8 protein-coding genes and 1 pseudogene are annotated in these 11,774 nt (G+C 65.8%); 3 read left to right on the top strand and 6 right to left on the bottom strand.

What is annotated here, in order from left to right; translation table 11 throughout:
- Window positions 1–25: 25 nt before the first annotated feature.
- Genes DSM104440_RS04950 through ppsA form a run of 6 tightly spaced genes read right to left on the bottom strand, consistent with a single transcriptional unit; the run spans window position 26 to window position 8,184 of the window.
- On the bottom strand, window positions 26–1,990 hold the full coding sequence (locus DSM104440_RS04950) for an acetoacetate--CoA ligase (RefSeq protein WP_171160957.1): 1,965 nt from the start codon (window positions 1,988–1,990) through the stop codon (window positions 26–28).
- Window positions 1,980–2,672, bottom strand: a complete 693-nt coding sequence (gene pcp / locus DSM104440_RS04945) for a pyroglutamyl-peptidase I (protein ID WP_171160956.1) — start codon at window positions 2,670–2,672, stop codon at window positions 1,980–1,982. Before pcp ends, DSM104440_RS04950 begins: the two co-directional genes overlap by 11 nt.
- Window positions 2,650–3,441, bottom strand: a complete 792-nt coding sequence (locus tag DSM104440_RS04940) for a 3-hydroxybutyrate dehydrogenase (protein WP_171160955.1) — start codon at window positions 3,439–3,441, stop codon at window positions 2,650–2,652. Before DSM104440_RS04940 ends, pcp begins: the two co-directional genes overlap by 23 nt.
- A gap of 7 nt (window positions 3,442–3,448) precedes the next feature.
- Window positions 3,449–4,075, bottom strand: a complete 627-nt coding sequence (locus tag DSM104440_RS04935; protein WP_171160954.1) for a glutathione S-transferase family protein — start codon at window positions 4,073–4,075, stop codon at window positions 3,449–3,451.
- Window positions 4,072–4,530: a GNAT family N-acetyltransferase gene (locus DSM104440_RS04930; protein ID WP_171160953.1), complete on the bottom strand. Its 459-nt coding sequence runs from the start codon at window positions 4,528–4,530 to the stop codon at window positions 4,072–4,074. The genes DSM104440_RS04935 and DSM104440_RS04930 overlap by 4 nt, the downstream gene beginning before the upstream one ends.
- Window positions 4,531–4,578: 48 nt before the next feature.
- The gene (gene ppsA, locus DSM104440_RS04925) at window positions 4,579–8,184 is read right to left on the bottom strand and encodes a phosphoenolpyruvate synthase (RefSeq protein ID WP_171160952.1); all 3,606 of its coding nucleotides are present in this window, start codon (window positions 8,182–8,184) and stop codon (window positions 4,579–4,581) included.
- Window positions 8,185–8,280: 96 nt separating this feature from the next.
- Here ppsA and ppsR point away from each other — a divergent pair, with 96 nt between their 5' ends.
- The 3 genes and pseudogenes from ppsR to DSM104440_RS19600 form a co-directional block, all read left to right on the top strand.
- Window positions 8,281–9,105 carry a posphoenolpyruvate synthetase regulatory kinase/phosphorylase PpsR gene (gene ppsR / locus DSM104440_RS04920; protein ID WP_171160951.1) on the top strand — a complete coding sequence of 275 codons (825 nt, stop codon included), beginning with the start codon at window positions 8,281–8,283 and terminating at the stop codon, window positions 9,103–9,105.
- Between the two features lie 608 nt (window positions 9,106–9,713).
- Window positions 9,714–11,621: an autotransporter domain-containing protein gene (locus DSM104440_RS04915; RefSeq protein ID WP_171160950.1), complete on the top strand. Its 1,908-nt coding sequence runs from the start codon at window positions 9,714–9,716 to the stop codon at window positions 11,619–11,621.
- Window positions 11,528–11,752, top strand: a pseudogene (locus DSM104440_RS19600) (hypothetical protein); the annotation flags it as partial. The gene DSM104440_RS04915 and the pseudogene DSM104440_RS19600, both read left to right, overlap by 94 nt.
- Between the last annotated feature and the right edge of the window lie 22 nt (window positions 11,753–11,774).

The following is an 11,774-nucleotide window of genomic DNA, read 5'->3' as shown; positions in this document are numbered from 1 at the left end:
GAAAAGCGGATCCTTCGGTGGGGCCTCAGGATGCCAGCTCCGATCGGTTGCGGTAGTGCTCGAGCGCTTCGGGGTTGGCCAGCGCCTCGACGTTCTTCACCGGCTCGCCGTGCACGATCGCGCGCACCGCGAGCTCGACGATCTTGTTGGACTTGGTGCGCGGGATGTCGGGCACCTGCAGGATCACCGCGGGCACGTGGCGGGAAGTGGTGTTGTCGCGGATCACTTCGCGGATGCGTTTCGCGAGCGCGTCATCGAGCGCGAGGCCTTCGCGCAGGCGCACGAAGAGAACCACGCGCACGTCGCTCAGCCAGTCCTGGCCGATGACGATCGACTCGACCACTTCCTCGAGCTTCTCCACCTGGCGATAGATCTCCGCCGTGCCGATGCGTACGCCGCCGGGGTTGAGCACCGCATCCGAGCGGCCGTAGATGATCAGGCCATCGTGCTTCGTGATCTCGCACCAGTCGCCGTGACGCCAGACGTTCTCGTACTTGTCGTAGTAGGCCGCGCGGTACTTCACGTCGCCCGGGTCGTTCCAGAAACCGAGCGGCATCGTGGGAAAGGGTGCGGTGCAGACCAGCTCGCCCTTCTCGCCCACGACCGGTCGAGCGTTCTCGTCGAAGACCTCGACCTTCATGCCCAGCATCCGGCACTGGATTTCGCCGCGCCACACGGGGCGAATCGGGCAGCCGCCGGCGAAACACGCAACGAGATCCGTGCCGCCGCTGATCGAGGCGAGGTTCACGTCCTTCTTCACCTTCTCGTAGACGTAGTCGAAGCCCTCGGGCGCGAGCGGCGAGCCGGTGGACAGCAGCACGCGCAGCTCCGGCAGGCGATGGTTCTTCTGCGGCTCCACTTTCACCTTCGCGATCGCGTCGATGAACTTGGCCGAGGTCCCGAAGTGCGTCATGTCCTCGGCGGCGGCGAAATCGAAGAGCACGTTGCCGCGTCCCAGGAAGGGCGAGCCGTCGTAGAGCAGGAGTGCCGCGTTCGCGGCGAGGCCCGACACCAACCAGTTCCACATCATCCAGCCGCAGGTCGTGAAGTAGAAGACGCGGTCGCCCGGCTTCACGTCGCACTGCAGGATGTGCTCCTTGAGGTGCATGAGCAGCACGCCGCCCGCGCCGTGCACGATGCACTTGGGCACGCCCGTCGTTCCGCTCGAATAGAGGATGTAGAGCGGATGGTTGAACGGCATGCGATGGAAGACGATGTCGCCCGCCGCGAAGGGTGCTACGAATTCGGCGAGATTCACGGCGCGCGGCGCCTTCGAGGCATCGGGCACTTCGCTGATGTAGGGAATGACCACCACGCGCTTCACGCTCGGCAGGTGGCCGACGATCTCCGCGATGCGCGGCAGCGTCTCGACCATCTTGTTGTTGTAGTAGTAGCCGTCGCAGCACACGAGGACCTTGGGCTCGACCTGGCCGAAGCGATCGCACACCCCCTGCACGCCGAAATCGGGAGAGCATGAAGTCCACGTCGCACCGAGGCTCGCGGTGGCGAGCATCGCGATCACGCTCTCGGGCATGTTGGGCATGAAGCCCGCCACGCGATCGCCCTCGCCCACGCCCTCGGCCGCCAGCGCCTGCGCGAAGCGCGACACGGTGTCGTAGAGCTCTTTCGACGAGAGGTGGCGGCGCACCTTGTCCTCGCCCCAGAAAATGATCGCGTCCGTGTCGTCGCGGCGCTTGAGGAGGTTCTCGGCGAAATTGAGCTTGGCTTCCGGGAAGAAGCGCGCGCCGGGCATCTTGTGCTTGTCGGCGAGAACGATGTTGCCGCGCGTCTCGGCGATCACGCCGCAGAAGGTCCACACGGCCGCCCAGAAATCCTCGAGCTGGTCGATCGACCAGCGGTAGAGGTCGTCGTAGTTCGCGAACGACTTCCCGTGCTGCTCGTTCACGAATTTCATGAACGCCGTCATGTTGGCGTTGGCGATGCGCTCGGGGCTGGGCGTCCAGAGCGGGGATTGGACTTCAGGGGCCATCGATCTGCTCCAGGGCGGCGGCGATCGCCGCCTCGACGCCGCGGGCCATCACGGGCAACGCCATCGAGGGCTTGCCGGGCTTGTCGACGACCTGCGACTCCGCATAGGGAACGTGGATGAATCCGGCGCGCGCCGTGCTGCCACTCGCCGCGAGGTAATGCAGCACTCCGTACAGCAGGTGATTGCAGACGTAGGTGCCGGCGGAGTTGGACACTTCCGCGGGCACGCCGGCGATGCGCGAGGCCGCGGCCATCGCCTTCACCGGCACGGTCGCGAAATACGCCGTCGGCCCGTTGGGCGCGATCGGCTGGTCGATCGGCTGCACGCCCGCGTTGTCGGCGTTCTCGGTGTCGTCGATGTTGATCGCGATGCGCTCCATGCAGAGCCGGTCGCGGCCACCCGCCTGGCCGACGCAAATGATCACCCCGGGGCGGTGCTTCTCGATCGCGCTCACGACGGTTTCGATGGCGCGGCGGAATTCGCACGGCACGGCCATGGTTTCAATGCGGGCACGCCCGATTGCATCCGGAAGGAGGGAGCACAGCTCCCAGGACGGGTTCGTCTTCTCACCCCCAAAAGGCTCGAAGCCGGTGACCAACACGACGTCGCACGGAAAAAGGGGACTGTCCCCTTTTTCGAAATGGGGACTGTCCCCTTTTCTAGCGCGCCGTCCAGCCGCCATCGATGGAGAAGGATGCGCCGTTGATTTGCGCGGCGGCATCGGAGGCAAGGTAGAGGGCCATGGCGGCGATCTGCTCGACCGTCACGAATTCCTTGGTGGGCTGCGGCGCAAGGATTATCTCCTTCGCGGCGCGCTCTTCGGAGATGCCCGCTTCACGCGCGCGATCCTCGATCTGCTTCTGCACGAGCGGCGTGTGGACGAAGCCCGGGCAGATCGCGTTGGCGCGGACACCGTGCTCCGCGACTTCCACCGCGACTGCCTTCGTAAATCCGATGAGGCCGTGCTTGGAGGCGATGTACGCGCTCTTGTTGGGTGAGGCGACCAGACCATGCGCGGACGCGATGTTCACGATGCGGCCGAAGCGGCGCTTCTTCATGCCCGGCAGCGCGGCTTTCGTCGCGTGGAATGCCGACGACAGGTTGATCGCGATGATCGCGTCCCACTTGTCGGCGGGAAAATCCTCCACGGGTGCGACGTGCTGGATGCCCGCGTTGTTCACGAGGATGTCCACGCTGCCGAACGCGGCCTCCGCGGTCGCGACCAGGTCGGCGATTTCCGCGGGCTTCATCATGTTCGCGCCGTGGTAACGCACTTCGACGCCGGCGGCTTTCTCCAGGGCGGCACGCGTCTGCTCGATCGCGGCTGCATCGCCCAGGCCGTTCAACATCACCTTGGCTCCGGCCCGCGCATACAGCGTGGCGATCGCGAGCCCGATGCCGCTCGTCGATCCGGTGACGACGGCGGCGCGGTCCTTCAGCGGATGGCTCATGGCAGTCCTATTCGCCGCGCAGCGCCCAGGCCTTCTTCGCCGCGGGCCGCGCGAAGCACGCCGCGAGCCAGCGCGCGAGATTCGGTTTCTTCGTGAGGTCCATCTTCCTCGCGCGGAACATCGTCGCGGACACGTTGAGGTCGGCCAGCGTGAATTCCTGCCCGAGCAGCCACGGCGTCTTGCCGAGCGCTTCGTCGAGCGCCGTGAAGGGCTTCGCAAGCTTCTCCAGCGCCGCGGTCACCTTGGCCGGATCGCGCTCGGCCTCGGGTAGCACGATCGCGTTGCGGGCCCACTCCACCATCGTGCCGTCGAGCTCGTTCGCGGCAAAAAGCGTCCACTGGTACACCGCGCCCTCGCCCGCAACGGTCGAGGGCCAAAGGCCCTTGCCGTGCTTGCGCCCGAGGTACAGGTTGATCGCGAGCGATTCGAAAAGCTTCGCGCCGCCGTCGTCGATCGCCGGCACGCGGCCCATCGGGCTCGCCGCACGAAACTCGGGATTGCCCTTGCCCACCGGCCCGGGGCTCTCGTCCTTGAAGTCGATCGCCACGCTCTCGTAGGGCAGGCCCAGTTCCTCGGCGAGCCAGTAGACGCGAATGGCGCGGGACATCGGCGTTCCGTAGATCTTCAGGGTCACGAGCGGCCTTTCGGGAGCAGCATTTCGATGTGGAGGATTCCGTCTTCGTCGTACGGGTCGGAGCTCTTCACGAACCCGAACTCGTTGTAGAACTTTTCCAGGCGCGCCTGCGCGCCGATGCGGATCGACTGGCCCGGCCAGAGCGTCTCGGCGCGCACGAGCGATTCCTTCACGAGTTCGCGGCCCAAGCCCTTGCCTCGCACCTGCGAGGTCGTGATGATGCGGCCAATCGAAGGTTCGGCGAACTTCACGCCGGGCGGCACGAGGCGGCAGTACGCCACGAGGTCGCTCGATCCGTTCGTCCCGAGCAGGTGCCAGCTCGGAAGGTCGGCGCCATCGACGTCCTGGAACGGACAGTTCTGCTCGATGACGAAGACCTCGATGCGCACGCGGAAAATCTCGTGCACATCGCGCGGAGTGAGATCGTCGAACGAGGAGAAGCGCCAGGAGATCATTTTTTGATGAGAAACGAAAAGCAGATCCTCGCCTCGAGGACGGCCGATCTAACGATCAGCCGTCTCTTTCGGCGCGGCTGCCCTTGCCAAGTGAAGCCACGTCTCCACGACCGTATCGGGATTGAGCGACATCGACTCGATGCCCTCTTCCATCAGCCACTCGGCGAGGTCCGGATAGTCGCTGGGGCCCTGGCCGCAGATGCCGACGTACTTGTTCGCCTTGCGGCAAGCCTGGATCGCGAGATGCAGCATGCGTTTCACCGCGGCGTCGCGCTCGTCGAAGGATTCCATGACCAGACCCGAATCGCGGTCGAGTGCCAGCGTGAGCTGCGTCATGTCGTTCGAGCCGATCGAGAAGCCGTCGAAGTGCTTGAGGAATTCGTCGGCGAGGATCGCGTTGGACGGGATCTCGCACATCATCACGACCTTGAGGCCGTTCTTGCCGCGCTCGAGGCCGTTGTCCTTGAGGATCGCGTGCACCTGCTCGGCTTCCTTGAGGGTGCGCACGAAGGGAATCATGATCTCGACGTTGGTGAGTCCCATCTCGTCGCGCACCTTGCGCATCGCGCGGCACTCGAGCTCGAAGCAATCGCGGAACGATTTCGCGATGTAGCGCGAAGCGCCGCGGAAGCCCAGCATGGGGTTTTCCTCGTGCGGCTCGTAGCGCGCGCCGCCGATGAGGTTGCGGTACTCGTTCGACTTGAAGTCGGACAGCCGCACGATCACCTTCTTCGGCCAGAACGCGGTGGCGATGGTGGATACGCCTTCCGCGATCTTCTCGACGTAGAACTCGACGGGGTTCGCATACCCGCGCGACTGGCGCTCGACCTGCGACTTGAGGTCGGCGGGCAGCGTTGCGAACTCGAGGCAAGCCTTCGGGTGGATGCCGATCTGGTTCGAGATGATGAATTCCAGGCGCGCGAGGCCGACGCCATCATTGGGCAGCTGCGCGAAGTCGAACGCGAGCTGCGGATTGCCGACGTTCATCGCGATCTTCACGGGGATCTTCGGCATCTTGTCGAGGCGCACTTCGACGACTTCGAAGTCGAGCTTGCCCGCGTAGATGTAGCCCGTGTCGCCCTCGGCGCAAGAGACCGTCACGTCGACGCCCTCGGCGAGCTTCTCGGTGGCGTCCTCGCAGCCCACGACCGCGGGCACGCCGAGCTCCCTCGCGATGATCGCCGCGTGGCAGTTGTTCACGAGAACCGGCGTGTAGCGCTCCGTGAAGACGATGTAGTTGTGGTGGTCGCCGACCGTGATGTTGTAGACGTCGTCCTGGGCGAGCGTCTCTTCCATCGCGACCCTGGCCTGGCGCAGATCGGATGCCAACAGGTGTTCCAGGCGATCCTTCAGTCGCGCGTCGCTGACTGCCGGAAGATGCGCGCTCAAGCCCTGCGCGTCGATCAGCAGGTTCTTGCGCACCCGATTGTTGAGGTCCGAATTGACCGTGCCCGGAAGCAACTGGCGGGTGTTGAAGAACCGGCTGCCGACCTTCCGCTCGTCACGGCAGGGTACCCGGGACGTGTAGCGTCTCAGGAGGTCGAGCTTCTCGACGATCTGCACGTTGTAGATCGACCGGTTGGTTGAAACCTGCGGCACGATGCCGATGCGCATGCAGGCGACGATGACGGCTTCGAGCAGATCGCCACCCGAGACGTACACGTTGACCCGGCCTTTCTGGAAACTGCCATCCCCGTCGATCACTCCGGCGAGGAAATGGCAGGCCACATCCGCGTCGCTCTTCAGCAACGTGGTCACGATCGTCTCCTGCTCTTCGCGCACGGCGGTCGCGATCGACTTGGAATAGCAGCGATACGCGTTTGCGGAGCCGACCACCTGCTTGCCCCGGATGAAGCCGCTCGAGACCTTCTTCGCGTGCTCCTTGAATGCCTTTCCGTAGTTGGCCTCGAGCGCCTCGTTCATCCGCGCGATGAAGTCGAGCTTGGCGACCTCCGGCTTCTGGATGAACGTGACCTCGCCGTGGGTGCGGGTCAAATGCACGTGGCCATCGGTCATCAAGCCGCCCAGCAGGTACGCCAGCGAGTGCTCCTTGCGGGTCGAGGCCGACAGCTGCGGAAGCTGCTGCGCGAGCAGGACACACTCCTGATTCTCGAGCATGTCCTGGATCTCGCGGTCGGCGAGTTCGCCGTTGGCGAGACTGAGCATCTTGTGATTCGGGGTCAGCTTGAGGTCGTTACCCTGCGCGCGTCCGGTCTGGGAGATGCCGACTCGGATCATTCCCGCGACCCGCTTCATCACCGCCAGGACAGGTTTCCACTCGATCCTGAGGGTCGCGCGGTTCAGCGACGGCACGCTCAGGCCCTCATGGCCGCGTTCGTGCAGCTCGCGGAAGGTCATGAAGCCGGCGTTCGTCAGGACGCGGGTATCACCGGAGAAGCACGTTCGCCCCCCGCGATTGGTGACGATCGCCGAAGCGCGCTTCATCACGGGCTCCCAGTTGGGGTCGGTCATGTCGGTCACGAGGATGTCGCCGTCCTTCACGCGCGCGATCTCGGAGACGTTCTTGATCACGCGCACCTTGCCCTGGCCGATCTTCGAGCCGATGGCTCGGCCCTCGGAGAGCACCTCGCCACGTTTGCCGATGCGGTAGCGCGTGAGCGTGTCCTTCTTCGTCTCCTGGCTCTTCACCGTCTCGGGACGCGCCTGGAGGATGTAGAGCAAGCCGTCCGTGCCGTCGCGGCCCCACTCGATGTCCATCGGGCGGCCGTAGTGCTTCTCGATCGCCACGGCGTAGCGCGCGAGCTCCTCGGCCTCGGCATCCGAGATGGAGAAGCGATCGCGGTCGGCCGGCGCGACTTCCACTTCCGCGACACTCTTGCCGGCACTGGACTCGTTCGCGAAGATCAGCTTGATCGCCTTGTTGCCGATCGCGCGGCGCACGATGGCGGGCTTGCCGTTCGCGAGGCACTGCTTCGCGACGTAGAACTCGTCCGGATTCACCGCGCCCTGCACCACCATCTCGCCCAGGCCATAGCTCGCGGTGATGAACACCACGTCGCGGAAGCCCGATTCGGTGTCCATCGTGAAGAGCACGCCCGCGGCACCGAGGTCGCTGCGGACCATGCGCTGCACGCCCGCGGAGATCGCGACCTCCGCGTGCTCGAAGCCCTTGTGGACGCGATAGGCGATCGCGCGGTCGTTGTAGAGCGAGGCGAACACGCGCTTCACGGCATCGAGCACGTTCGCGATGCCGCTGATGTTGAGGTAGGTCTCCTGCTGGCCGGCGAACGAGGCATCGGGCAGGTCCTCGGCCGTGGCCGACGAGCGCACCGCGAAGCTCGCGTTGGGTGCGCCCGCGGAGATGCGCGCGTATTCGTCCGAGATTTCCTTCTCGAGCGCGGGCGGGAAGGAAGCGCCTTCCACGGCCGCGCGGATCTTCGCGCCGGCGCGGGCGAGCGCCTCGACATCGTTCACGTCGAGGCCGGCGAGCGCCGCTTCGATCGTGCCCTGGATCTTGTTGTGCGCGACGAACTCGGTGAAGGCGTCGGCGGTGGTGGCGAAGCCCCCGGGAACGCGGACACCGGCGGCCGAAAGCTGGCTGATGAGCTCGCCCAGCGAGGAGTTCTTGCCGCCGACGGAAGCCACGTCGGTCATGCGGAGCGATTCGAGCGGGAGGACGCGGCGGGCGGGCATTTTCGAGGGGAAAGTCCGGCTTCTTCGAGGCTTGCAATTATAGCGGAGCGACAGCACCATTGCTGCGCCGCATCATCCTCCTTCCCCGCCGATCGCATGCCCCACAAGCGCCGCGTCTACTTCATCTCCGACCGCACCGGCCTCACGGTCGAAGCGCTCGGCTCCTCGCTCATCACGCAGTTCGACATCGTCGAGTTCCAGCGCATCACGCTGCCCTTCATCGACACGGTGGACAAGGCGCGCGAAGCCCTCGCCGAGGTGAACCAGGCGCACATCGATACCGGCCAGCGGCCCCTCGTGTTCAGCTCCATCGTGGACGACGCGGTGCGCGCCGAGATCAACAAGGCCAACGGGCTGGTGCTCGACGTCTTCGAGCGCTTCATCGTCCCGCTCGAATCCGAGCTCGGCCAGAAGTCGCTGCATCTCCTCGGCAAGAGCCACTCCGCGGGCAACGTGAAGGACTACAACCACCGGATCGAGGCGATCAACTACACGCTCTCGCACGACGACGGCGTCACCCACCGCGCCCTCGACGAGGCCGACATCATCCTGGTCGGTGTCTCGCGTAGCGGAAAGACCCCCACCTGCCTCTACATGGCGATGCAGTTCGGCATCAAGGCCGCCAACTACCCGCTCATCCCCGAGGACCTGGAAGCCAACCGCATTCCGCCCTCGCTCCTGCCGCACAAGGCAAAGGTGTGGGGCCTGTCGATCACGCCCGATCGCCTGCACCAGATCCGCAAGGAGCGCCGCCCCGACTCCACCTATGCCGCGCTCGACAACTGCCGCTACGAAGTCGCCGCGGCCGAGAAGCTCATGCGGCAGACCGGCATTCCCTTCCTCGACTCCACGACCAAGTCGATCGAGGAAATCGCGACCCACATGCTCCACGAGGCCCACCTCGTCCGTCGCGTGTACTAGGGCAGCACCGGGGACAGTTGGGCCATCGCCGAAGGGTTGATCCCGACCCGGCCCCAACCTTTCCATCAAATGCCGCCGATCTCGCTACCCAAACTTGCGCTCGAAATTCCTGGCGCATCGGCGATCCTGCAGCGAGCGGTGGGGGGCCTCTCGTGATCAACCCTTCGTCGATGGCTCAGCGCCGGAACCATCGGGGTGTCTCCAGCATCGGGGCGGCGCTGATCGAATGTTGGGAGTGCGTGCCAGTCATGGCGACCGTCATTCATCGACGAGGGCGGCATCAGCCACCGCCTGCCTCGTCAAATTATCTACGGGGCTCACCGGAGCGGTGATGCCACAAACCGCCCGCGACCTTCGACAGCGATGGGTGTGGGTCGAGAGGGGGTGTCACCTATTGCTGCAGAACGGCGGTGCGCGAGGAATCTCGAGCGACATATGAAGTAGCGAGATCGATCCTCTCCCCGACGAAGCAAGGTCCCCCGGTTCGACCCACACCCATCGATGGCGGAGGGCGCGGGGGGGAAGCGACGCGAGCTAGCCTGTGACAGAATAGCCGCCAACAGGGACCCCCTGAGTCCCGATTCCACCGCCCTCTCTAGGAGTTCCAAATGACGAAGAAGAACCGCGTTCTCCCCGCCCTTCTGCTTTCGCTTTTCGCCGGCGTCGGCGCGACCACCGCGCAGGCCCAGCAGTTCAGCAACGTGTACGTCTTCGGCGACAGCCTCTCGGATACGGGTTACTACCGGCCCTTCCTCACCTCGATCGGCGTCCCCTCGGCCCTCGTGTCGACCCTCGGCCGCTTCACGACCAACCCCGGCCCGATCTGGGCGGAGCTGATCGCGCAGCAATACGGCGTGGGCGCGCTGCCCAGCAACGTCGCGGGCGGAACGGTCTATGCGCAAGGCGGCGCGCGCGTCGCACTGCCTTCGGCCAGCACGCCCACCGGCGGCGCCCAGCGCCCGGTGAGCACGCAGGTCACCGAATTCCTCGCTGCGTCGGGCGGCGCCGCCGACCCGAACGCGCTCTACACCGTCTGGGCGGGTGCCAACGACATCTTCCAGAACCTGGCGGCACTGCAGGCCGGCGCGATCACCGCCGACCAACTCTCCGCGAACATCCAGGCCGCCGCTGCGGCCGAGGCGGGCCAGATCGCGCGCCTGCGCGCGGCCGGTGCCCGCTACATCATGGTGTTCAACCTGCCCAACATCGGCGCCACGCCGCAGTTCGCAGGCGCCGGTCCCGTGGTCCAGGGCCAGGTGACCGCGCTCTCCGCGGGCTTCAACACCGCGCTCTTCGCCGGCCTCGCGGGCCTGCAGGCCACGGGCCTGCGCGTGATCCCGGTCGATACGTTCGCGCTGATCACCGAGATCATGGCGAACCCCACGGCCTACGGGTTCACGAACACGACGGGTGTGGCCTGCGCGCCGTTCCCGCCGTTCGCCACCACGCCGAGCTCGCAGTTCTGCTCGGGCGCCAACCTGGTCGCGCCCAACGCCGACCAGACGTACGTCTTTGCCGACGGCGTCCACCCGACCACCGCCTCGCACCGCATCACCGCTGACTTCGTGAAGTCGCTGCTGAACGGCCCGGTGCAGATGACGCTGCTGCCCGAATCGGCACTCGGTGCGCGTAACGCGCATGTCCGCTCGCTGCGCGACGGCATCACCACCGGCCAGGCGGCAGCTCAGGGCCAGTGGACGATCTTCGGTTCAGCGGTCGATGGCGAATACGACATCGATCCCAGCCGCGGCGTCGTGGGTGTGGGCAACGACGTGCGTGCCGTCACCGGTGGCGTGACGGTTCGCGCCTCGGAGACGCTGACCCTCGGCCTCGCCGCCGGCCGCAACGAAGCGAAGGCGAGCTTCGGCAACAGCGCCGGCAACTACCGCACGCGCGAGAACGCGATCTCGGTCCTCGGCGGCGTGCGCCTCGACGGCCTGTTCTTCGATGCCGCGCTCACGTACGGCGACATCGAATGGAACGACATTCGCCGCCAGTTCAACATCGGCAACGTCGTGCGCACGACGACGGCCAGCACCGAAGGAACCAACACGTCGGCCTACGTCGGCGGTGGCTACGACTTCCAGCTCGACAAGTTCTCGATCGGCCCGGTCGCGAGCGTGATGATCCAGAACGTCGACATGAACGGCTTCGAGGAAACCGGCGCGGGCTCGGCCAACCTGCGCTACGGCGCGTTCAAGCGCCGCTCCGAGGTGTGGAGCGCCGGTGGCCGCGCCTCGATCACCCTCGGCCGCTGGACGCCGTGGGTGCGCGTGACGGTCGACAAGGAACGCCGTGACGACGAGCGCTTCATGAGCGCGACGCCGGTCTCGATGGCCACGAACAACGGCTACGACCTGCCGGGCTACCAGCCGGACACGAGCTTCATCACGAGCAACGTAGGCGTGACGGGCCAGTTCTCCTGGGGCGCGCTGGGCATCGCGTACTACAACGTCGCGAAGCGCGAAGGCCAGTCCGAGGAAGGCTTCACCGCCTCGGTCGCGATTCGCTTCTGAAGCGCGTCTTCTCCGCCGCAAACCTTCCCGAAGCGCAGCTTCTCGCCGACCGCCTCGCGGTCGGCGGGATTCGCGCGCGCATCCTCAACGCGAACGCCTCGAGCATCGCCGGGGAACTGCCGCCCGACCAGGCCACGCCGCAGCTCTGGGTCG

This window comes from Usitatibacter palustris, assembly GCF_013003985.1.
Classification (GTDB): domain Bacteria; phylum Pseudomonadota; class Gammaproteobacteria; order Burkholderiales; family Usitatibacteraceae; genus Usitatibacter; species Usitatibacter palustris.
Note: the sequence above shows the minus strand (reverse complement) of the source record. Positions and strands in the feature narration are given on the sequence as shown.